Origin of the sequence: Gordonia araii NBRC 100433, assembly GCF_000241265.1 — a bacterium.
GTDB classification, from domain to species: Bacteria; Actinomycetota; Actinomycetes; order Mycobacteriales; family Mycobacteriaceae; genus Gordonia; species Gordonia araii.
In genome coordinates, this window is record NZ_BAEE01000036.1 from 82,751 (window position 1) to 103,770 (window position 21,020).

A 21,020-nucleotide genomic window follows, 5' to 3' on the forward strand; every position below is an offset into this window, starting at 1 on the left:
GTATTCGCGAGTGACGACCGATGCTGTCTCGGCTATGCCGTTGCGCGCTTGGCAGCGCCGCGCGCTGACCAAATACCTCACCGCGAAGCCGCTCGATTTCTTGGCCGTTGCCACCCCGGGAGCGGGAAAAACCACCTTCGGCCTGCGGATCGCGGCGGAACTGCTCGCCGACCGGACCGTCGAGGCGGTCACGGTGGTCGCACCCACCGAGCACCTCAAGCACCAGTGGGCCCAGGCGGCGGCGCGGCTCGGCATCTCGCTGGACTCGAACTTCTCCAACTCGACGGGAGCGACCAGCTCGGATTTCGACGGGGTCGTGCTGACCTATGCCCAGGTGGCTTCGCATCCGTCGCGGCACCGGGTGCGCACCGAGAACCGCAGGACGCTGGTGATCCTCGACGAGGTCCACCACGCGGGCGACGCGAAGTCGTGGGGCGACGCGATCCGGGAGGCGTTCTCCGATGCGACGCGCCGCCTGTCGCTCACCGGTACGCCGTTCCGCTCGGACGACTCGCCGATCCCGTTCGTCACCTACGAGCCGGAGCCGGGCGGCGGTGCTCGGTCGAAAGCCGACCACACCTACGGCTACGCCGACGCTCTCGCCGACGGGGTCGTGCGTCCCGTGGTGTTCCTCGCGTACTCGGGCCAGGCGAGCTGGCGGACCAGCGCGGGCGAGGAGTACACGGCACGGCTGGGCGAGCCGTTGTCGGCCGAACACACCGCGCGGGCCTGGCGCACGGCGCTCGACCCCCACGGCGACTGGATCCCCGCCGTTCTGCAGGCGGCGCACACCAGGCTGACGCAGTTGCGTGCTTCCGGCGTGCACGACGCCGGGGGACTGGTGATCGCGACCGACCAGACCGTCGCGCGCGACTATGCGGAACTGCTCACCGAGATCTCGGGTGCGAGAGTGACCCTGGTGTTGTCCGACGATCCGGGGTCTTCTGCCCGCATCGCGGAGTTCGCGGAGTCCGAAGACATGTGGATGGTCGCGGTGCGCATGGTGTCCGAGGGCGTCGACGTGCCACGCCTCGCCGTCGGCGTCTATGCGACGAGCGCGGCGACGCCGCTGTACTTCGCCCAGGCGATCGGCCGGTTCGTTCGTTCTCGGCGACCGGGCGAGACGGCCAGCGTCTTCCTGCCGTCCGTGCCGGTGCTGCTGGATCTGGCCAGCCAGTTGGAGGCCGAGCGCGACCACGTCCTCGGCAAACCGCACCGAGCCGACGAGGGGCTCGACGACGCGGCGATCATCGAGGCCAACAAGACGGCCGATGAAGAGGGCGAGGAGGAAGCCGCGTTCCACTCGCTGCACGCCGATGCCGAACTGGACCAGGTGATCTTCGACGGATCGTCGTTCGGCACCGCCACCTACGCCGGTAGCGAAGAGGAATCCGATTATCTGGGGCTGCCCGGGCTGCTCGACGCCGACCAGGTCCGCGAGTTGCTGTCGCGCCGCCAGGCAGAGCAGCTGACCAAGCGGTCCGTCGCCTCGGGGGGCAACTCCCGCGAGGGAGCGGCAGAAGGCCGGACGGCCGCCGCCGCGCTGCAATCGCTGCGCAAAGAACTCAACTCGCTCGTCGCGCTGCACCACCACCGGACCGGCAAGCCGCACGGCGTGGTGCACCGCGAATTGCGCGAGCGACTGGGCGGGCCGCCCACCGCGATGGCGTCGGCGGAGCAACTCCACGAGCGCATCAAGGCGTTGCGGGAGTGGCGCTGAACCCGTGAGGTCCTAGGGCACCGGGCGCTGCTGCCTGCCGAAGCTGCCGCCTACCCGACAAATCAGCTACCCGACAAACCAGCGGCGCCGCGAATCTCGATGACTCGCGGCGCCGCTGTTGCGTGCGTGATCTCGCGCTGACGCGAGGACCGATCAGACCAGCTCGGCGGTCGGCTCGGTGATGGACGCGCCGAGCTTGACCAGGCCGGCCTCGTGCTCGGTGAAGTGGTGGCGGCAGAAGAGCAGCTCACTGCCCGAGGGGAGCGAGACGATCACCTTCGCGGCCGCGCTGCAGCGGTCGCATCGATCCGCGGCGGTCAGCGTCGTGGTGGCACTCGTAGCGGTGGTGGTCATGGTTCCTCCGTCCCGGGCGAACAATCGTCCCTCGTGAGCGTAGGCGAGGAAATCCGCCTCTTCACACTCTGTCAGACGTTTGGCGCATCCGGATTGTTCCCAGCCCCGGTGTGTCGCATCCCACTTCCGCCGAGTGGGCACCTCAACCACGCCGAGTGGGCACCTCAACCACGCCGAGTGGGCACCTCAACCACGCCGAGTGGGCACCCAGGTCATTGCCTAGTCGAGGTAGTCGCGAAGTACCTGGGAGCGGGACGGGTGGCGCAGCTTGCTCATCGTCTTCGACTCGATCTGGCGGATGCGCTCACGGGTCACGCCGTAGACCTGCCCGATCTCGTCGAGCGTGCGCGGCTGACCGTCGGTGAGGCCGAAGCGGAGTCGGACGACACCGGCCTCGCGCTCCGACAAGGTCTCCAGTACCGACTGCAGCTGGTCCTGCAGCAACGTGAAGCTGACCGCGTCGACCGCGACGATGGCTTCGGAGTCTTCGATGAAATCGCCGAGCTGGCTGTCGCCCTCGTCGCCGATTGTCTGGTCCAACGAAATCGGCTCACGCGCGTACTGCTGGATCTCCAGCACCTTCTCCGGCGTGATATCCATCTCCTTGGCCAACTCCTCCGGCGTCGGCTCGCGGCCGAGGTCCTGCAGGAGTTCGCGCTGGATGCGACCGAGCTTGTTGATCACCTCGACCATGTGGACCGGGATGCGGATCGTGCGGGCCTGATCGGCCATCGCGCGGGTGATGGCCTGCCGGATCCACCAGGTGGCGTATGTGGAGAACTTGTAGCCCTTGGTGTAGTCGAATTTCTCGACCGCGCGGATCAGGCCGAGGTTGCCTTCTTGGATCAGGTCGAGGAAGGCCATGCCGCGACCGGTGTAGCGCTTGGCCAGCGACACCACCAGTCGCAAGTTCGCCTCGAGGAGATGGTTCTTCGCCTTGGTGCCGTCGTAGGCAACCTCGCGCAATGCCCGGCGCTGGGCCATCGGCACTTTCTCGCCCGAGGCGTGCAGCCGGGTCAGCAGTTCCGCGGCGTAGAGACCGGCTTCGATTCGCTTGGCGAGCGCGACCTCTTCCTCCGCGTTGAGCAGCGCGACCTTGCCGATCTGCTTGAGGTAGGCGCGGACCGAGTCCGCCGACGCCGTCAGCTCGGCGTCTTTGCGGGCCTGGCGCAGCTGCTCGGATTCTTCCTCGTCCCATACGAAGTCGCCGGACTCCTTGGCGTCCTTCTCGTCGCTCTTGGCGTCCTTCTTCGCGTCGGCGGGTTCCTCGGCTTCGTCGGCCTCGGCGAGATCGACCTCGACGTCGTTGAGATCGACCTCGTCGTCGGAGATGTCCTCGATCGAGGTTGGGCCGTCTTCCAGCTCCGTCTCGTCAGCCGGCGTCTGCGCGTCCTCGGGCTTCGTCGCACCCTTCTTGGCGGGCGCTGCCTTCTTCGCCGCGGCTTTCTTGGCGGGCGCTGCCTTCTTGGCCGGGGCCGCCTTCTTTGCCGCGGCCTTCTTGGCGGGCGCTGCCTTTTTAGCCGGGGCCGCCTTCTTCGCGGCGGCCTTCTTGGCGGGCGCTGCCTTCTTCGCCGCGGCAGCCTTCGTGGTCTTGCTCTCGGCGTCGTCGGCGCTCGTCGCCGTGGCTGCCTTCTTCACCGACTTGGTGGCACGTGCGGTCAGTTTCTTGGCCGTGTCCGCTGCCTTGCTGGCCGCGGTCTTCTTGGCCGGGGCGGAATTGCGCGCGGAGGTTTTAGTGGCAGCCACGGACAACCTTTCAGAATCTAACGAGGGGCCGCGTCGCGGTGCCGGGCTGCTGCCCCGTCGGCAGCGCCCTGCGGGCGTGAGCGGCGCGCATGGTGGGTCTGTTGGGTCGCGTCCGGGCTGTCTCGTCCGTCGCAACGTGTTCCATTGTAACGAAACACTCAGGTTTGAGTGGTAACCACCAGGTCAGGGCGTTGTCGCTACGGCCGTAAACCGCCCTGAGCGGCCATGGCCGCTCCGACGATCCCGGCGGTGTTGAGCAAGGTGGCCGGTACCGCGGGCGTTTGGTTGGTGAGCAGCGGGATCCATTTGTGGGATTTCCGGCTGATCCCGCCACCCAGGATGAACAACGCGGGGGAAAACAGCTTCTCGTATTCGGCGAGGACGCGGGAGAGCTTGGCCGCCCACTTCTCGTAGGACCAATCGTGCTCTTCCTTGGCCCGTGCGGATGCCTGGTCCTCTGCGATGTCCTTCCCGACCTGCAGATGACCGAGTTCGGTGTTCGGCAGCAACTGCCCCCCGGCGAAGAGGATCGCCGACCCTATCCCGGTACCCAGGGTCAACATGATCACCACACCGTCGACCTCGTTGGCGCCCAGACCGTACTTGGATTCGGCCAGACCGGCGGCATCGGCGTCGTTGAGCACGGTGAGACCGGAGTTCACCAGGTGCCGTTCGAACAGCGCGTACGGGTCGGTGCCGATCCACCCCTTGTCGATGTTGGCCGCGGTGCGCACGACACCGTTGGAGACGACGGCGGGCAGCGTGATGCCAACGCGCCCAGACCAATTGAAATGGGCGACGACCTCGGCCACGGTGGCCGCGACCGCCTCGGGAGTCGCCGGTTTGGGGGTTTTGATCTTGAATCGGTCGCCGACGAGTTCGCCGGTCGACAGGTCGACGATGCCGCCTTTGATGCCCGATCCGCCGACATCGACGCCGAATCCGTAGCGCGGGTCGGTGGAGTCGATCGCGAGTTGTTCGGCGCTGGCTGCCGATTGCTGGGACGAGACGGGCGCTGCTGGGGTAACGGACATCTGGGCGGCCTCTCGGGAAGGGCGTCGTGGTGCGAGCGGAATGGCCACAGGCTATCGGGGAGAATGGAGCCGTGACGACTACTCCTCCAAACCGGCATTGGGTGGCGGTCAACGACCTCCCGGCCGAACACGCGTCCCTGCCTGCCGAACTCGTTGAAGTCGCCGTCGCCGTGGCCGAGCGCGCTGCCGCCCACGTGCGGACCAGGCGGCCCGAGTTGTTCGGCGCCGCCGCGCCGTCGGAGGACGCCGACGTGGTGCGCACCAAGTCGGCGCCCACCGATCCGGTCACGATCGCCGACACCGAGGCCGAGGCGGTCATCCGTGCCGAACTCGCGCGGCTGCGGCCCGACGATGCCATCCTCGGCGAGGAGGGCGGCGGTGCGCGAGAGGTGCCGACCGGCGTCCGCTGGGTCGTGGACCCCATCGACGGGACCGTCAACTTCCTCTACGGCATCCCCGCGTACGCGGTGTCGGTCGCGGCCCAACTCGACGGCAGGTCCATCGCCGGCGCCGTCGTCGACGTGGCGCGCGGCGCGACCTATCACGCCGCGCTGGGCGGTGGCGCCTTCCGCACCGACGCCTCCGGGGCGGTACGGCTGAGCGCCAGCGCGGCCCGCGAGCCGGCGTTGGCCCTGGTGGCCACGGGATTCGCCTATGCCGCGGACCGTCGGCGCGAACAGGCCGCGATCCTGTCCGAACTGCTACCGCGCGTACGCGATATCCGGCGGATCGGCGCGGCCGCGATCGACCTGTGCCTGGTCGCCGAGGGCGCGGTCGACGCACACTACGAGCACGGGCTCTCGCCCTGGGATTGGGCGGCCGGAGCTCTCATCGCCGCCGAAGCGGGGGCCGTGGTGGCGACGCCGAGCGCCGACTCGCGTGCCGACGCCGGCGACGTCACGCTCGCGATCGCGCCGGGGCTCGCCGACGCGTTGACCGCGGTGCTGAGCGACACGGGCGCGCTGGCCGCGTTACCGCTTCCGGGGGAGTAACGGCAGGGTCAGCAGGTGCCGGCGTGCACCGCGCGGACCAGTTCGGGGTCGACGCCGGTCTTCGCGTTGCGCGGGTCGGCCGACCGCAGCGCCTCCAGCGCGGCCTGGGCATCGGCCGACTGCTCGGTGCTGGTGTAGTACTGGCCGAGGGCCAGGTCGACGTCGGTGCCCGGCCTTCCGTCCATGACCAGCTGGGCGCACGGCACGGCCAGCCACACCGCGGCCGCACTGGCCTTTCCGGCCTCGCCGAATCGGATCTGGCCGACGCAGTTCAGGTCCCGGTTGGGGTAGACGGGGTCGTCGCCGTAGGCGTTCTCCTGCGTGGGGGAGAATCCCTGCGCGACCAGATCATCGGAGACTGATTGAGCCTTTCCGCGCTGGTTCGAGGCGTTGAGCACTCGGACGCCGAAGGTCGCCAGCGCGGCCGGCGCGACGTCGATCATCTCGGTACGGTCCATGGCGCTCAGTTTCGGCGGTGGAGCAGGCGATGCGCCGCCCGGCCCGGCGGCGGCTGGGCCGGCGGCCGCGGCGGACGGCTGATTGCAGTCGACCGGGACGCGCGACGAGTCGCCCCGGGTGAGAGCGACCGACCAGACGAGAACGCCGAGGGCCGCGAGAACCGCGGTCGCGACGACGGCAGGTCCGGGAACCCGGCGGCGGAACGCGCGGCCGTTGTGGTCCTTGGAATAGCCGTTGGTGATTGAGGCGACCACGCTGGTCCACCCTTCCTGCTCATCGTCGGTGCTCCCGGCGCCGTCTCCGGCGCGGTCTGGGCATCACTGTAGCCGGGGTCGCCCGCGGTGCGGTGGAGGTGACACCCGACTGCGCCCAGATCCGTTCCCGGAGCGCCACGATCGGCCCGCGCCGCGCCACAATTGACTTCCCATCGAGGGCGCGCTACATTGCGGCTGCCTCAAACAGCCGCCAGCCGCTTGGAAACAGCCCTGGGTGTGACGTAAATCACAACATCGAGCGCTGCATGAGGGCAACAAATTTGGGTGGCGCGACGTTGGAAGTCCACACCGACGAGCGACACAGGGGAGAAGGACCAGGACAATGGCTACTGATTACGACGCACCGCGCAGGACCGATTCCGACGACCTGAGTGAGGACTCCCTCGAAGAACTGAAGGCGCGCCGCAGCGAGGCGCAGGCGGCTTCGGTCGACGTGGATGAAACCGAGACGGCCGAGTCTTTCGAGCTTCCCGGTGCCGACCTGTCCGGCGAAGAACTCTCGGTCCGGGTCGTTCCCAAACAGGCCGACGAGTTCACCTGTACGCGCTGTTTCCTCGTGTACCACCGCAGCCGCCTCGCCCGCGAAAAGGGCAACGAGCGGATCTGCGTCGACTGCGCCTGACCTGCCGCTCGCGTTGTCACGCGCAGGTGAATCAGGCCAGCTCGGTGTGTGGTCCCGCCGTCCGCGGCCTGGTGCGCGTGCGTTTGCGGCGTAGCAGCACTTTGCGCGACCCGTCCGGGTAGAGCCGAGTGCGCTTGAGTTCCCAGCCTCCGAATTCGGCCTGAATGGCCAGCCGCATCGTGGCGCTGATCCGCGTCACCTCCGGCGGCAACCGCAACAACAGCGCCTCGACGTCGTCGGCGACGGTCTCGGCCTCCCATCCCGGCGGCAATCGTCGCAGCCGGCTGACGCCGTAACCCTCCAGCCCGCTTCCCGCTGGCTCGCCCAGCTCACCGGTCAACACGTTGCAGTCCCTCTCCGCTGGCCGACAGTGCGTAGACGGCCCCGGATGCCGGGTCGACGACGACCGAATTCGGTTGCCGCACGGCGGCGATGCTGGCCCGCTCGCGCGGTTCGCCCGACGACAGGTCGTAGGCGACGAGTCGATTCGCCGCCGTCGCCGACACCCACAGCAGGTTGCGCCGGTCGTCGTAGGCCAGGCCGTACGGCCCGTCGGCGACCGGGAATCGGAATCGGGTCACCAGTGGGTCGCCGTAGAAACCCAGGAGCTGTCCGTCCCGCGGGTTCGCGACGACGATTCGCCCGTAGTGATCGACGGTCATCGTGGTCGCGCCGTTGCCCGCCCGCAGCGCGGGGCCGCGCTGTCCGGCCCCCGGATCGATCGTGGTGACCAGCGACTGAGCGCGATCGAGCACTACGATCTGGCGCTTGTCGCCGTGCCGGGCCACACCGACCGCGTCGATCCGCACCAGCCCGGCGACGTCGTCGGTCTGGCGCAGCCCGGCGTCGAGAACGAGCAGGCGTCCGTGTTCGGTACCGACGAGGACTTCGCCGCCGTCGACCGCGACGGACAGTCCGGGGCGTGTCAACGGCGCTTCGGTCGTCGTGCCGTCGGCCGCGATGCGGACCGCCGTCGTCGGGCCGACCGCGACGAACCGGTCCCCGTCGGGGGCGATCGCCCGCACCGGCGGCGTGGGGACTGTCTTGGGCGGCCGGCTCAGATCGTTCGCGGCGAACAGCGCGACCGACCGGCCGTCGGTGGCGATGGCGGCTAGGGTGCCGCCCGCGATGGCCAGTGCGCCGCCCAGCCCGGGAGCCGGGACGACCGTCCCCTCGGCGGCGCGACTCACCGGCGGCGCCGGCAACGGCGTCTGCGGTGACACCGTGGGAACATCGGGGCGGCCGTGCTCGTCCCCGGAGCCGCAACCGGCGATCCCGACGGTGACGAGGACCGCGACGGCGAGGGATGCGAGAGCGTGCGGGCGCGAAGACATGCTCTCCATCTTGCCAGTCCGCCCGGTGAGTAGGATGGCCCGTCGTGGTGGAGATGACATGGCTGCAGACGATCGTATTGAGCGTGGTGCAGGGGCTGACCGAGTTCCTGCCGATCTCCTCCTCGGGCCATCTGCGGATCGTCTCCGAACTCTTCTTCGGCGACGACGCGGGCGCCTCGTTCACCGCCGTCTCCCAGCTCGGCACGGAGGCGGCCGTGCTGGTGTTCTTCGCCCGTGACATCTGGCGCATCGTTCTCGCCTGGTTCGCCGGCCTGCGGAATCCGGACGCCCGCGGCTCCGACTATCGCATCGGCTGGGCGGTCATCGTGGCGACCATCCCCATCGGGATCATCGGGTTCTTCTTCGCCGATCAAGTCCGCACCGCGGCCCGCAATCTCTGGATCACCGCGACGGTGCTAATCCTGTTCTCCGGCGTCTTCTGGCTCGCCGAGCGGTACGGCACCCAGCAGCGGAGTCTGGAGAAAGTGACAATGCGCGATGCGATCGTGATGGGTCTGGCCCAATGTCTCGCGCTGATCCCGGGCGTGTCGCGTTCGGGCGCTTCGGCCAGCGCCGGGCTCTTCGTCGGCCTCGAGCGCGAAGCCGCCTTCCGGCTGTCCTTCCTCCTGGCCATTCCGGCGGTGACCGCATCGGGGCTGTTCAGCCTGCCCGACGCGTTCGAGCCGGCCGGCAAAGGGCTCGCGGCCAGTGGGCCGCAGCTCATCGTCGCGGTAATCATCGCGTTCGTCGTCGGCTATGCCGCCATCGCCTGGCTCCTCAAGTTCGTATCCCAGCACTCGATGAACTGGTTCGGCGCGTACCGCGTCGCGCTCGGCCTGTTCATCATCGGGCTGCTCGCCAGCGGCACGATCGCGGCCCAATAGGCGCGTCGCCGGTGGGCTGAGAGCTGTCGCCGCCCGTAAGCTGAGACCCATGGCGGTCATTCTGGTGCGGCACGGGCGCTCGACGGCGAACACGGCGTCGGTCCTCGCCGGACGCAGCCCGGGAATCGGACTCGACGACCTCGGCAGGCAACAGGCAGCCGATCTTCCCGCGCGCCTCGGCGAGCGTTGCGCCGACCTGGTCGCCGTCGCCCGGTCGCCGCTCCAGCGCTGTGCGGAGACCGTGGCACCGCTGGTCGCGGACCTGAGCGGGGTTCCCGAAATCGTCATCGACGACCTGGCCGAGGTGGACTACGGCGAGTGGACCAACCGCCCACTGGCCGAGCTGGCGCGGGAACCCCTGTGGCGAACCGTGCAGCGCCAGCCTTCTGCCGCGGTCTTCCCGGGCGGCGAGGCGATGTCGGCGATGGCGAATCGCGCGGTGACCGCCGTGCGAGAACTCGACGCCCGCTACGGCGGGCCGGAAGGCTCCGATCTGTGGGTCGCCTGCACCCATGGCGACATCATCAAAGCGGTCATCGCCGACGCCATGGGCCTGCACTTGGACGGATTCCAGCGCATCGTCGTCGAGCCGGCGTCGCTTTCCGTCGTTCGGTACCACCCGAGGCAGACGGTGGTACACACCGTGAACAACACCTCCCGGCTGTCGCTGCCCGCGCCGAGCGCCGCGCTCGCGCAGACGGCTGTCGGCGGATCCACCGGAACGACGGAGGGTTAGATGTCGCGCGCTATTCACGTCTTCCGCAGCCCGGACCGCTTCGTCTCCGGAACCATCGGCGAGCCCGGCGACCGCACGTTCTACGTGCAGGCCGTGCACGCCAGCCGGGTCGTTTCGGTGCTGGTGGAGAAGCAGCAGGTCGCGATTCTCGCCGACCGAATCGACGCGTTGCTCGACGAGGTCGGCCGTCGTTTCGGCACCCCCATCCCCCCGGCGACCGGCGAGGTCGAAGACCTGCGCCCCCTGGTCATGCCGGTCGATGCCGAATTCCGCGTCGGCACCATGGGCCTGGGCTGGGACGCCAACGAGAACTCCGTCGTCGTCGAACTGCTGGCCGCGACCGACGAGGCGCTCGACGAATCCATCGTCCTCGACGACCGCGACGACGGACCGGATGCGCTCCGGGTCTTTCTGACCACCGAGGCGGCCCGCAATTTCGCGGCGCGCGCGGAAGCGATCGTCTCCGCCGGCCGGCCGCCCTGCCCACTGTGCTCGGAACCCCTCGATCCCGACGGGCACCTGTGCGTCCGCACGAACGGCTACAAGCGCGAGCCGGTGGCGTTGGAGCCCTTCGAGTTCGACGAGGGCGATCTCGGCGGCGACACCCCTGACGACGAGTCGGGGTAGCGGGGTGTCCGGCGAGACAGGCGTTCCCGACGCGTGCGAGGTCCTGGCCAACGGGGATCTGGAGGTCCTGGGCCGGATCCCGCATGCCAGCAACGTGACGCTGGTGGCCACCGTCACCGCTGCCGACGGGACGGTCACGCGGTGCGTCTACAAGCCCGTCAGCGGTGAGGCGCCGCTGTGGGATTTCCCTGACGGCACCCTCGCCGGACGGGAAGTCGCCGCCTACGTCGTGTGCGCCGCACTTGGCTGGGATACCGTGCCGCACACCGTGTTTCGCGACGACGGTCCGCTCGGTGCCGGGATGGTTCAGCGATGGGTGGACGTCGCCGATACCGCCGAGGCGCCGCCGGCGCCCGAACTGGTCGACCTGTGCGCACCGGAAAGCGTGCTGTCCGGATACTTCCCGGTCGTCACCGGATTCGACGGCCGCGGGGACGAGGTGGTGCTCGTCCACGCCGACGATCCGCGGCTGCAGCGCATGGCCGTCCTGGACATGCTGCTCAACAACGCCGACCGTAAGGGCGGGCATATCCTCACCGGTGCCGACGGGGTGGTCTACGGCATCGATCACGGAATCTGCCTGCACGTCGAGGACAAGCTGCGCACCGTGCTGTGGGGTTGGGCGGGCGACCCGATTCCGGGCGGCCTCGTCGTGGACGTCGACTCCTTCGCGAATCGTCTCGCCGAGCCCGACGGCGAGCTGGCCGCGACCCTGGGCGCGTTGATCACCGACGACGAGCTCGCCTCGCTGCTGCACCGCGCCCGGCGCCTCGTCGACGACCCGGTCCTGCCGAGCCCGCCGGAGCACCGCCCGATTCCCTGGCCGCCGTTCTGAGGCGGCCGGCGGGCGCGGTGACGACCCGGGCGCGGGAGCCGCGCACGGCCCCGCCGACCGATGCCGGGCCCGGCCACCTAAGCTGACGAGCATGCAGTCGTGGACTTCCCCTGAGCTGCCCGTGCTAGCCGGGAGCCCGCCCGCCCTTCGCCTCTACGACACGTCCGCCAGGCAGGTGCTGCCGGTCGCGCCGGGACCGACGGCCACCATGTACGTCTGCGGGATCACCCCCTACGACGCGACCCACCTCGGGCACGCTTCCACCTACGTCACCTTCGACCTGATCAACCGGCTGCTCCGCGACGCGGGGCACGACGTCCGCTACGTGCAGAACGTCACCGACGTCGACGACCCGCTGTTCGAGCGGGCCGAGCGCGACGGCATCGACTGGCGCGAGCTGGGCGACCGCGAGATAGACCTGTTCCGCGACGACATGACCGGGCTGCGCGTACTGCCGCCCGAGCAGTACGTCGGGGCGATCGAGTCCGTCGACGAGGTCGTCGAGATGGTCGGCAAGCTGTTGGAGTCGGGCGCGGCCTATGTCGTCGACGACCCGCGGTACCCCGACGTGTACCACCGGATCGGCGCCACCGAACAGTTCGGCTACGAGTCCGGATACGACCGGCCGACGATGGAGCGCCTCTTCGCCGAGCGCGGGGGCGACCCCGATCGGCCAGGCAAGCACGACCGGCTCGACGCCCTGTTGTGGCGGGCGCACCGCGACGGAGAACCCTCCTGGCATGCGCCGTTCGGGCCCGGTCGGCCCGGGTGGCATGTCGAGTGCTCGGCCATCGCGCTGAACCGTCTCGGCGCCGGTTTCGACATCCAGGGCGGCGGCAACGACCTCATCTTCCCGCACCACGAATTCTCCGCGGCGCACGCCGAGGCGCTGACCGGCGTGCGACGGTTCGCCAGGCATTACGTGCACACCGGAATGATGGGCCTCGACGGCGAGAAGATGTCCAAGAGTCTGGGCAACCTGGTGTTCGTGCACAAGCTGCGCGAGGCGGGTGTCGACCCCGGCGCCGTACGTCTAGCGCTCGCCTCGGAGCACTATCGGGCCGACCGGATGTGGACCGACGACGTGCTGGGGCTGGCACAGGCGCGGCTGAACCGGTGGCGGACCGCGGTCGCGACCGGCGGCGGTCCCGACGCGTCCGCCGTCATCGACCGCGTGCGCGCCCACCTCGCCGACGATCTCGACACGCCGAAGGCGCTCGCCGCGATCGACGGCTGGGTCTCCGACGTCGAATTGGGTCTCGGACGCGACGCCGGTGGCGCCGACGACATCGCGACGGCCGTCGACGCGCTGCTCGGCGTCGTCCTGCGCTAAGGTCCGAACGTGGCACAGGCGACGCAGATCCCGGCGGACACCGCCGAGGGAGTATGGACGGTGGTCACCCGCACCTCGACCTATTTGCTCGACTTCGGGGAGATGACGCTGTTGCGGGCGCCCGGCGTCGGTAGCAGCGGGGACGGGAACTGGGAGGTCAGCGAACTGCGCCGCGACTCCGAAGACATCCCGCTGCTCGGCGTGAAACTGTGTGAGGTCGGTGTCTCCGCGCAATTCTGGGTCCGGGCGGTCGACGACCCGAATGTCCGCACGTGGCGGATCACGACGCCGGTCGTGTCCATCGAACGGATCGGCTGACCGGCTACGCCGAACCGGACCCGGGGCCGCGGCGCCGGAGGTAACGCTCGAAATCCGCCGCCAACTGCTCACCGTCGATCTCCGGTAGCGCGTTCGGGTCGGTCGACGTCGCGTCGTCGTTGGCCTCGAGTGCCCGGATGTACTCCGACATCTCCTCGTCGTCGGAGGTCATCTCGTTGACGGTGCGCTCCCACTCGTCGACCCGCACCGGAAGCTGATCCATCGGGATCTCGACGTCGAGGACCTCTTCGAGCCGCCGCAGCAGCGCGAGCGTCGCCTTCGGGTTGGGCGACGCTGAGATGTAGTGCGGCACGGCCGCCCATAGCGATACCGACGGAATGCCCGCCGCCACGAGCTGGTCCTGCAGGACGCCGGTGATCCCGGTCGGACCCTGATACTGCGATTCGGCGAGACGGTACCGTTTGGCGGCTTCACTGCTGTAGGCCGAACCGGACACCGGAACCGGACGGGTGTGGGGAGTGTCGGCCATCATCGATCCGAGCATCACCGCCGACGTGACTCCTGCCACATCGGCCACCTCGGTGATCTCGGCGACGAATGCCCGCCAGCGGAAGTTGGGTTCGACGCCGCGGACCAGGAGCAGGTCGTGTTCGGCGCCGGGCGGGGTGCACGTCGAGAAAGTCGTCGTCGGCCACTCCAGCCGTCGGCTGACCCCGTCGACGAGACGGACCGTAGGGCGGTTGACCTGGAAGTCGTAGTAGTCGTCCGGCGTGATCTCGTAGATCTGCTCGGCATTCCAGAACAGCTCCAGATGCTCGATCGAGCTGCTCGCCGCCTCGCCGGCGTCGTTCCAGCCCTCGAACGCGGCCACGAGCACGGGATCGCGCAATTCGGACAGGCGCTGCAGGCGTTCGGCGGTCATGGACCAAGCCTAAGGCTGAACGGCTGCGACGGGCGAATACTCTTAAGGACATGGACCCCTCGTCGCCAACGGCATCGAACTACGACTCGACGCTGCTTTCGGCCATGTCGGAGCGGGTGCTGATCGGCGACGGGGCGATGGGCACGATGCTGCAGGCGGCCGACCTGACCCTGGACGACTTCCTGGGTCTGGAGGGGTGCAACGAGATCCTCAACGAGACCCGTCCGGACGTCCTGGCCCACATCCACCGCGCCTACTTCGAGGCCGGCGCCGATCTGGTCGAGACGAACACCTTCGGCTGCAACCAGTCGAATCTCGGCGACTACGACATCGCCGACCGGATCACCGACCTCGCCTACCGCGGCACGGCGATTGCGCGGGGCGTCGCCGACGAGATGGGCAAGACCGCCTACGGCACCGACCGTTTCGTCGTCGGGTCGATCGGGCCGGGCACCAAGCTGCCGAGTTTGGGCCACACGACCTTCGGCGTGCTGCGCGACGCCTACCAGCAGTGCGCGGTCGGCATGCTCGACGGCGGCGCCGACGCCATTCTGATCGAGACCGCGCAGGACCTGTTGCAGGTGAAGGCGGCCGTCGTCGCGTCGCGGCGGGCGATGGAGGCGCGCGGTCGCCACATCCCCATCCTGGTGCACGTCACCGTGGAGACCACCGGAACGATGCTGCTGGGTTCGGAGATCGGCGCGGCGCTCACCGCACTCGAACCCTTGGGCATCGACGTGATCGGCCTGAACTGCGCCACCGGTCCCGCGGAGATGAGCGAACATCTGCGCTACCTGTCGCGGCACGCGCGGATCCCGGTGTCGGTGATGCCGAACGCCGGTCTGCCCGTGCTCGGTCCGAACGGCGCCGAATACCCGCTCACCGCGGAAGAACTCGCGGTCGCCCTCCGTGATTTCGTCACCGACTACGGCCTCTCGATGGTGGGCGGCTGCTGTGGCACGACGCCCGAGCACATCCGCCAGGTCGCCGAGGCGGTGGCCGCCGTCGAGCGGGCGCCGCGCGAGCAGCAGCACGAGTCGGCAACGTCATCGCTCTACACGTCGGTGCCGTTCGCGCAGGACGCGAGTTTCCTGGTGATCGGCGAGCGGACCAATTCCAACGGCTCCAAGGCTTTCCGCGAGGCGATGATCGCGGAGGACTATCAGCACTGCCTCGACGTCGCCAAGGAGCAGACCCGCGACGGCGCCCACATGCTCGACCTCAACGTCGACTACGTCGGCCGCGACGGCGCGCAGGACATGACCGCGCTGGCCACCCGTTTCGCCACCTCGTCGACGCTGCCGATCATGATCGACTCGACCGAGCCGGAGGTCATCCGGGCGGGTCTGGAGGCGCTCGGCGGTCGCTGCGCGGTCAACTCGGTGAACTTCGAGGACGGCGACGGCCCGGGGTCGCGCTACCAGCGGATCATGGAACTCGTCGTCGAGCACGGAGCGGCCGTCGTCGCCCTGACGATCGACGAGGAGGGTCAGGCGCGCACCGCCGACGACAAGGTGCGGATCGCCGAGCGGCTGATCGCCGATCTCACGTCGACGTGGGGCCTGACCGACGAGGACATCATCGTCGACGCGCTCACCTTCCCGATCTCCACCGGCCAGGAGGAGGTGCGCCGCGACGGCATCGAGACGATCGAGGCGATCCGGCGGCTGAAAGCGGCCCATCCGAGCCTGCACTTCACCCTCGGCATCTCGAACATTTCCTTTGGCCTGAATCCGGCGGCGCGACAGGTGCTCAACTCGGTGTTCCTCCACGAATGCGTGCAGGTCGGGCTGGACACGGCGATCGTGCACGCGTCGAAGATCCTCCCGATGGCGCGGATCCCCGAAGAACAGCGGGAGACGGCGCTGGACCTGGTCTACGACCGCCGGCGCGACGGCTACGACCCGTTGCAGAAGCTCATGGAGCTGTTCGAGGGCGTGTCCGCGGCCTCGGCCCGCGAGAGCCGGGCCGCCGAACTCGCCGCCCTGCCGTTGTTCGAGCGTCTCGAACGGCGCATCGTCGACGGCGAGCGGGCCGGTTTGGAAGCCGACCTGGACGAGGCGATGACGCAGGTGCCGCCGCTGCAGATCATCAACGAAACCCTGCTGAGCGGAATGAAGACCGTCGGCGAGCTATTCGGCTCCGGACAGATGCAGTTGCCCTTCGTCTTACAGTCGGCCGAGGTGATGAAATCGGCGGTCGCCCATCTGGAACCGCATATGGAGGCCACCGGCGACAGCGGCAAGGGCCGGATCGTGCTGGCCACGGTGAAGGGGGACGTCCACGATATCGGCAAGAACCTCGTCGACATCATCCTGTCCAACAACGGCTACGAGGTGGTCAACCTCGGCATCAAGCAGCCGATCAACACCATCCTGGAAGCGGCCCGCGACAAGAACGCCGACGTGATCGGCATGTCCGGGCTGCTGGTGAAGTCGACGGTGGTGATGAAAGAGAACCTCGAGGAGATGAACTCCCGGGGTGCCGCGCAGTACCCGGTGCTGCTCGGCGGCGCGGCCCTGACGCGCGCCTACGTCGAGAACGACCTCACCGAAACCTACGAGGGCGAGGTCCACTACGCGCGAGACGCGTTCGAGGGCCTGCGGCTGATGGACGACATCATGGCGACCAAGCGCGGGGAGGGTCCGGCGCCCGACAGTCCCGAGGCGATCGAGGCGGCGCAGAAGGCCGCTGAGCGCAAGGCCAGGCATGCCCGGTCGAAGGCGATCGCGGCCAAGCGGAAAGCCGCGGAGGAGCCGGTGGAGGTGCCCGCCCGGTCCGACGTCGCCACCGACAACGAGATCCCGGTGCCGCCGTTCTGGGGCAATCGGATCGTCAAGGGAATCCCGGTCGCCGAGTATCGCGAGATGCTCGACGAGCGCGCGCTGTTCCTGGGGCAGTGGGGGTTGCGCGGCACGCGCGGTGGCGACGGCCCCTCCTACGAGGAGCTTGTCGAGACGGAGGGCCGTCCCCGGCTGCGGTACTGGATCGACCGGCTCGCCACCGAGGGCATCCTCGCCCACGCCGCGGTGGTGTACGGCTACTTCCCGGCCGTGAGCGAGGGGAATACCGTGCACGTGCTCACCGAGCCCGATCCGGCGGCACCGGTGCTGCTCAGCATGGACTTCCCGCGCCAGCAGCGGCCGCGGTTCCTGTGCGTCGCCGACTTCATCGCCTCGCGGGAGGCGGCGATCGAGTCCGGCCGCCCCGACGTGCTGCCCATGCAGCTGGTGACGATGGGTACGCCGATCGCCGACTTCGCCAACACCCTGTTCGCCGAGAACGCCTACCGCGACTACCTGGAGGTGCACGGGATCAGCGTGCAACTCACCGAGGCGCTGGCCGAGTATTGGCACCAGCGCGTGCGGTCGGAGCTGACCTTCGCCGAGGGATCGATGGCGGAGGAGGATCCCGACGATCCGCAGGGCTTCTTCGACCTCGAGTACCGGGGCGCGCGCTACTCCTTCGGCTACGGCGCCTGCCCGAACTTGGAGGACCGGGCGCACATCGTCGACCTGCTGGAGTCCGAGCGGATCGGTGTGACGCTGTCCGAGGAGTTGCAGCTGCACCCCGAGCAGTCGACCGACGCCTTCGTCCTGCACCATCCCGAGGCTAAGTACTTCAACACTTGATCGTCGCGCCGGACAGCCGCCACCCGTCGCGGGTGATGCGCCGGTGGCAAACGGTGACACCGTCGCGATCGCCTTGGTTAGCTGACGTGGTGAGCAGCGTCGACGACAGTCAGCGATACGTCACCCGCCTCGGCGCCTCGCTGATCGCGACGATCGCGCCGTCTCCTTCGGTCGACGAAGCACTCTCGGAAGTGAGTGCGCGGTACGGCCTGGACACCGCGAGCGCGGTGCTCCCGCGCGGCGCAATCACCGTGAACCGTGCCGACGGCGCGACGATCTTCGAACGCGCCCCGTCGGGGTATCGCCTCGATCAAACCGCTGCCGTCCTCGACCTCGTGGGCGCCAGCAAGGCCGGTGCGGTCACGCCGGAGGAAGGGATTCGCCGGCTCGACGCGATCGATTCGATGCCACCCGCGGTCGGGCCGGTCGGGCGCTTCGCCGGGATCGTCCTGATCGTCGTCGGGTTGTGCCTGAATCAGGACCCCGGCCTGCACGAGTTGATCGTCGCGGGAGTGCTGTCGGTGATCACGGCGACCGTCGCCGTATCGCTGTCGCGGTGGGGCGCGCTCTCGTTGTTCAGCGCGACACTCGTCGCCTTCCTGACCGCGTTGCCGGTCGCCGTATTGTCCGAGATCGGCTTTCTCGACGCACCCGCGCAGGTCATGGTGCCGCTCATGTCGATGTTCACCCCCGGCGCGGCCCTGACCATCGCGATCCTCGAGATGTCGATGGGGGCGATGCAGACGGGTGTGACCCGGCTGATCAGCGGCGTCCTCCAACTCTTCCTGCTCGCCTTCGGCATCATCCTGGCCGTGTCGGTCACCCCGGGATTCGACGGCGTCGACGTGGGCGGTACCAACCCCGGGATGCCGACGGGCGTCCGCTTCGCCGGCGTGATTCTCTACGTGCTCGGTGCCTGCCTGGCGTTCTCCGCGCCGCGGTCGGCGCTGCGCTGGCTGGCGATCGTGATCCTGGCGGCGTGGGGGACCCAGGAACTCGTCGGGCTGGCGCTGCACGGCTACGCCTCGTCGTTTATCGGCGCGGTCGTCGGTGTCGTCGTGGCCCAGCTGGTGCACCGCTACTTCGAGGGGCCGGCCGCGCTCGTCAGCCTCAACCCGATCTTCCGGATCCTCGCGCCCGGAGGTCTGACGCTGATCGGCGTCACCTCGGCGGCCACCCAGGGGAGTGTCGGCGGCAGTGTTCCCGCCGACATCGGTTCGCTGGTCTTCACGTTCATCGCCGTCGCCTTGGGAATGGGTGCGGGCCTCGCGCTGACCCACCTGCGCGATGCCAAAGGGGGCATGCGCTGGGGCCTCGGCGACTAGCGGTGACCACATCGGCTCTCCCGTCGGCGATGTGACCCATTCGCCGCTGTGAGACACGTCCCGGCATTGGGAACTGCCGCGCGGCAGATGCGATGATTCGACGGTGAGCACCAAACCGGCACCCGCGGCGATCCTGTGGGACATGGACGGCACCCTGATCGACTCCGAGCCGATCTGGGACGTCGCGGTCAGCGATTTCGCGACGCGGCACGGGTTGGCGATGGACGCCGACCTGCGTGAATCCACCCTGGGCAACTCGTTGCCCGACGCGATGGGCAAGGTCTACGACGCGGCCGGGATCGGTGACGGCGACCGGGACGCCGCCGCGGACGCGCGGTGGCTGCTGGATCACGTGACCGACCTGTTCAACGCGGGATTGCCCTGGCGTCCGGGCGCCCAGGAAGCACTCGACGCCGTCGCCGACGCAGGTGTCGCGATGGTGCTGGTCACCAACACGGTCCGCGAACTCACCGAGGTCGCGCTGGCGACGATCGGGCGGGGCCGTTTCACCGCGACGGTGTGCGGCGACGAGGTGCCCATGGGCAAGCCCGCGCCGTTCCCGTATCTGCGTGCCGCCGACCTCTTGGGATATGCGCCGCATGCGTGCCTGGTCGTCGAGGATTCGCCGACCGGGGCCGCGTCGGCGTCGGCGGCCGGATGTCCGGCGCTCATCGTGCCGTCGGCGGTGGCGGTCGACGACGGCCCGGGCCGCGTCTTTCGAGATTCACTCGTCGGGGTCGATACCGCGGAGCTGGCCGACGCGTGGCAACGCGCGCTGGCGGTGCGGTGATCCCACCCCCACGCAAACCCAGCAGTATGCGACAAACCCAGCACGTGAAACGGGTGGGGTTTGTCGCATACTGCTGGGTTTGCGCACTGTTGCTCGGGGCGGTCGCGCCGGTCGCGCATGCCGCGCCGGTCGCGCATGCCGCGCCGGGCGCGCATGCCGCGCCGGGCGCGTGCTCGCCGACGGTGACGGCGGTCGGCTATTCCGACGCGCTCGACAAGAAGACGTACGGACCGGATCGCGTCGCCGGTCTTTCGGGCCTGGCCTACGACGCCGCGTCGGGGCGCTACCTCGCCCTGCCGGATCACATGCCCGAGGGCGCCGTGGTGTGGCAGCTCACTGGGCTCGACGACCTGCCGCCGCGTCCGCGCATCGCAGGCGCACCCATCCGGTTGCGCGGTGCCGACGGAAGGCAGCTCGCCGGGCGCGCGGACAACGAGGGGATCGCCGCACTGCGCGACGGGTCCTTCGTCGTCAGCTCGGAACGGGGCCCGCGAATCTCCGTCTTCGCTCGCGACGGGCGCTGGCGCTACGACGTGGAGGTACCACCGCGGTATCGGATCGCCCCGCTGGGCCGGGCCGCGCCCAACGCGGCGTTCGAAGGTCTGACGGTCACGCCGGACGGGAATCGGCTGATCGCCGCCATGGAACGCGGTCTCGCCGGCGACGAGCCGCGCACGCGCCGGTTCCTGGACTATCGGCGCGACGCCGGTGGACGGTTTCGGCTGATCCGCGAACTCGTCTACCGAACCGCACCGGGGATGCGGATCTCGGAGATCGCGGCCTACGCCCCCGACCGGATCGTCGTGCTGGAAGCCGCCTACTCGCCTCGGCGGGGATCGAGCGCCGTGCTCGCGACGGCCGTGATCGGGCCGGCTCGCGGACCGGACATCGTGCGCCGGGTGACCAGACGGCCGCTTGCCGACCTAGTGGATTGCCCGGCACTGGGTGCGCGGAGCCGTCAGTTTCAGCGCAATCCGCTGATGGACAACTACGAAGGCATGACGGTCGCGGCACGCCCGGGCGGGCACATCATCCATCTGCTGTCCGACGACAACTATTCGCCGGCGCAGACGACCCGTCTGCTGACGTTGTGGGCTCGCCTGCCCGGGCCACGCGGTTAG

The 21,020-nt window shown here is 69.1% G+C and carries 20 protein-coding genes; 13 read left to right on the top strand and 7 right to left on the bottom strand.

Translation table 11 applies throughout. The annotated features are described in order from the left end of the window. Positions 1-34 precede the first annotated feature (34 nt). Positions 35-1,720, top strand: coding sequence for a DEAD/DEAH box helicase (locus GOARA_RS05965; protein WP_050947173.1), 1,686 nt, complete (start codon positions 35-37; stop codon positions 1,718-1,720). Between the two features lie 153 nt (positions 1,721-1,873). Here the strand turns inward: GOARA_RS05965 and GOARA_RS05970 are convergent, their stop codons facing one another. The 3 genes from GOARA_RS05970 to ppgK form a co-directional block, all read right to left on the bottom strand. Beyond that, positions 1,874-2,074 carry a DUF7455 domain-containing protein gene (locus tag GOARA_RS05970; RefSeq protein ID WP_040521910.1) on the bottom strand — a complete coding sequence of 67 codons (201 nt, stop codon included), beginning with the start codon at positions 2,072-2,074 and terminating at the stop codon, positions 1,874-1,876. Between the two features lie 219 nt (positions 2,075-2,293). Further along, positions 2,294-3,820, bottom strand: a complete 1,527-nt coding sequence (locus tag GOARA_RS05975) for an RNA polymerase sigma factor (RefSeq protein ID WP_007321431.1) — start codon at positions 3,818-3,820, stop codon at positions 2,294-2,296. 197 nt (positions 3,821-4,017) lie between these two features. Continuing rightward, positions 4,018-4,854: a polyphosphate--glucose phosphotransferase gene (gene ppgK, locus GOARA_RS05980; RefSeq protein ID WP_007321432.1), complete on the bottom strand. Its 837-nt coding sequence runs from the start codon at positions 4,852-4,854 to the stop codon at positions 4,018-4,020. A 101-nt stretch (positions 4,855-4,955) separates the two neighbouring features. Here ppgK and GOARA_RS05985 point away from each other — a divergent pair, with 101 nt between their 5' ends. After that, on the top strand, positions 4,956-5,846 hold the full coding sequence (locus tag GOARA_RS05985) for an inositol monophosphatase family protein (RefSeq protein WP_007321433.1): 891 nt from the start codon (positions 4,956-4,958) through the stop codon (positions 5,844-5,846). Positions 5,847-5,854: 8 nt separating this feature from the next. On the opposite strand, the gene cei is transcribed toward GOARA_RS05985, so the two are convergent. Beyond that, complete coding sequence (gene cei, locus GOARA_RS05990; protein ID WP_007321434.1) at positions 5,855-6,559, bottom strand: envelope integrity protein Cei; 705 nt, start codon at positions 6,557-6,559, stop codon at positions 5,855-5,857. Positions 6,560-6,902: 343 nt separating this feature from the next. Here cei and GOARA_RS05995 point away from each other — a divergent pair, with 343 nt between their 5' ends. After that, positions 6,903-7,202 carry a DUF4193 domain-containing protein gene (locus GOARA_RS05995; RefSeq protein ID WP_007321435.1) on the top strand — a complete coding sequence of 100 codons (300 nt, stop codon included), beginning with the start codon at positions 6,903-6,905 and terminating at the stop codon, positions 7,200-7,202. Between the two features lie 31 nt (positions 7,203-7,233). Here GOARA_RS05995 and GOARA_RS06000 read toward each other — a convergent pair whose 3' ends face one another. Beyond that, on the bottom strand, positions 7,234-7,542 hold the full coding sequence (locus GOARA_RS06000) for a DUF5703 family protein (protein ID WP_373277721.1): 309 nt from the start codon (positions 7,540-7,542) through the stop codon (positions 7,234-7,236). Then, positions 7,532-8,536 carry a YncE family protein gene (locus tag GOARA_RS06005; RefSeq protein ID WP_007321437.1) on the bottom strand — a complete coding sequence of 335 codons (1,005 nt, stop codon included), beginning with the start codon at positions 8,534-8,536 and terminating at the stop codon, positions 7,532-7,534. The genes GOARA_RS06000 and GOARA_RS06005 overlap by 11 nt, the downstream gene beginning before the upstream one ends. A gap of 53 nt (positions 8,537-8,589) precedes the next feature. On the opposite strand from GOARA_RS06005, the gene GOARA_RS06010 reads away from it, so the two are divergent. The 6 genes from GOARA_RS06010 to GOARA_RS06035 all read left to right on the top strand — a co-directional run bounded on the left by GOARA_RS06010 (position 8,590) and on the right by GOARA_RS06035 (position 13,269). Next, positions 8,590-9,420 carry an undecaprenyl-diphosphate phosphatase gene (locus GOARA_RS06010; RefSeq protein WP_040521982.1) on the top strand — a complete coding sequence of 277 codons (831 nt, stop codon included), beginning with the start codon at positions 8,590-8,592 and terminating at the stop codon, positions 9,418-9,420. A gap of 49 nt (positions 9,421-9,469) precedes the next feature. Continuing rightward, positions 9,470-10,156: an MSMEG_4193 family putative phosphomutase gene (locus tag GOARA_RS06015; RefSeq protein ID WP_007321439.1), complete on the top strand. Its 687-nt coding sequence runs from the start codon at positions 9,470-9,472 to the stop codon at positions 10,154-10,156. Then, positions 10,157-10,783: a DUF3090 domain-containing protein gene (locus GOARA_RS06020; RefSeq protein ID WP_007321440.1), complete on the top strand. Its 627-nt coding sequence runs from the start codon at positions 10,157-10,159 to the stop codon at positions 10,781-10,783. A 4-nt stretch (positions 10,784-10,787) separates the two neighbouring features. After that, the gene (locus GOARA_RS06025; RefSeq protein ID WP_007321441.1) at positions 10,788-11,618 is read left to right on the top strand and encodes an SCO1664 family protein; all 831 of its coding nucleotides are present in this window, start codon (positions 10,788-10,790) and stop codon (positions 11,616-11,618) included. A 91-nt stretch (positions 11,619-11,709) separates the two neighbouring features. Next, a complete protein-coding gene (gene mshC, locus GOARA_RS06030; protein WP_007321442.1) occupies positions 11,710-12,951 on the top strand; it encodes a cysteine--1-D-myo-inosityl 2-amino-2-deoxy-alpha-D-glucopyranoside ligase in 1,242 nt (413 codons plus the stop codon). A gap of 9 nt (positions 12,952-12,960) precedes the next feature. Continuing rightward, positions 12,961-13,269 (top strand): hypothetical protein, encoded by a 309-nt coding sequence (locus tag GOARA_RS06035; RefSeq protein ID WP_007321443.1) that lies wholly within the window; start codon positions 12,961-12,963, stop codon positions 13,267-13,269. A 4-nt stretch (positions 13,270-13,273) separates the two neighbouring features. Here GOARA_RS06035 and GOARA_RS06040 read toward each other — a convergent pair whose 3' ends face one another. Beyond that, positions 13,274-14,152, bottom strand: a complete 879-nt coding sequence (locus GOARA_RS06040) for a PAC2 family protein (RefSeq protein WP_007321444.1) — start codon at positions 14,150-14,152, stop codon at positions 13,274-13,276. 50 nt (positions 14,153-14,202) lie between these two features. Between GOARA_RS06040 and metH the strand changes: the two genes are divergently transcribed. From metH to GOARA_RS06060, 4 genes are all read left to right on the top strand, one after another. Beyond that, a complete protein-coding gene (gene metH / locus GOARA_RS06045) occupies positions 14,203-17,784 on the top strand; it encodes a methionine synthase (protein ID WP_007321445.1) in 3,582 nt (1,193 codons plus the stop codon). An 89-nt stretch (positions 17,785-17,873) separates the two neighbouring features. Further along, positions 17,874-19,109 carry a threonine/serine exporter family protein gene (locus GOARA_RS06050; protein WP_170265543.1) on the top strand — a complete coding sequence of 412 codons (1,236 nt, stop codon included), beginning with the start codon at positions 17,874-17,876 and terminating at the stop codon, positions 19,107-19,109. Between the two features lie 103 nt (positions 19,110-19,212). After that, positions 19,213-19,899 (top strand): HAD family hydrolase, encoded by a 687-nt coding sequence (locus tag GOARA_RS06055; protein ID WP_007321447.1) that lies wholly within the window; start codon positions 19,213-19,215, stop codon positions 19,897-19,899. Between the two features lie 53 nt (positions 19,900-19,952). Then, the gene (locus tag GOARA_RS06060) at positions 19,953-21,020 is read left to right on the top strand and encodes an esterase-like activity of phytase family protein (protein ID WP_138947567.1); all 1,068 of its coding nucleotides are present in this window, start codon (positions 19,953-19,955) and stop codon (positions 21,018-21,020) included.

Excerpts from the sequence above, each read along its gene's own strand:
- GOARA_RS05965 (WP_050947173.1), top strand. The coding sequence starts at position 35 with ATGCCGTTGCGCGCTTGGCAGCGCCGCGCGCTGACCAAATACCTCACC.
- mshC (WP_007321442.1), top strand. The coding sequence starts at position 11,710 with ATGCAGTCGTGGACTTCCCCTGAGCTGCCCGTGCTAGCCGGGAGCCCG.
- GOARA_RS06015 (WP_007321439.1), top strand. The coding sequence starts at position 9,470 with ATGGCGGTCATTCTGGTGCGGCACGGGCGCTCGACGGCGAACACGGCG.
- GOARA_RS05995 (WP_007321435.1), top strand. The coding sequence starts at position 6,903 with ATGGCTACTGATTACGACGCACCGCGCAGGACCGATTCCGACGACCTG.
- ppgK (WP_007321432.1), bottom strand. The coding sequence starts at position 4,854 with ATGTCCGTTACCCCAGCAGCGCCCGTCTCGTCCCAGCAATCGGCAGCC.
- metH (WP_007321445.1), top strand. The coding sequence starts at position 14,203 with ATGGACCCCTCGTCGCCAACGGCATCGAACTACGACTCGACGCTGCTT.
- GOARA_RS06040 (WP_007321444.1), bottom strand. The coding sequence starts at position 14,152 with ATGACCGCCGAACGCCTGCAGCGCCTGTCCGAATTGCGCGATCCCGTG.
- GOARA_RS05970 (WP_040521910.1), bottom strand. The coding sequence starts at position 2,074 with ATGACCACCACCGCTACGAGTGCCACCACGACGCTGACCGCCGCGGAT.
- GOARA_RS06010 (WP_040521982.1), top strand. The coding sequence starts at position 8,590 with ATGACATGGCTGCAGACGATCGTATTGAGCGTGGTGCAGGGGCTGACC.
- GOARA_RS06020 (WP_007321440.1), top strand. The coding sequence starts at position 10,157 with ATGTCGCGCGCTATTCACGTCTTCCGCAGCCCGGACCGCTTCGTCTCC.
- GOARA_RS06005 (WP_007321437.1), bottom strand. The coding sequence starts at position 8,536 with ATGTCTTCGCGCCCGCACGCTCTCGCATCCCTCGCCGTCGCGGTCCTC.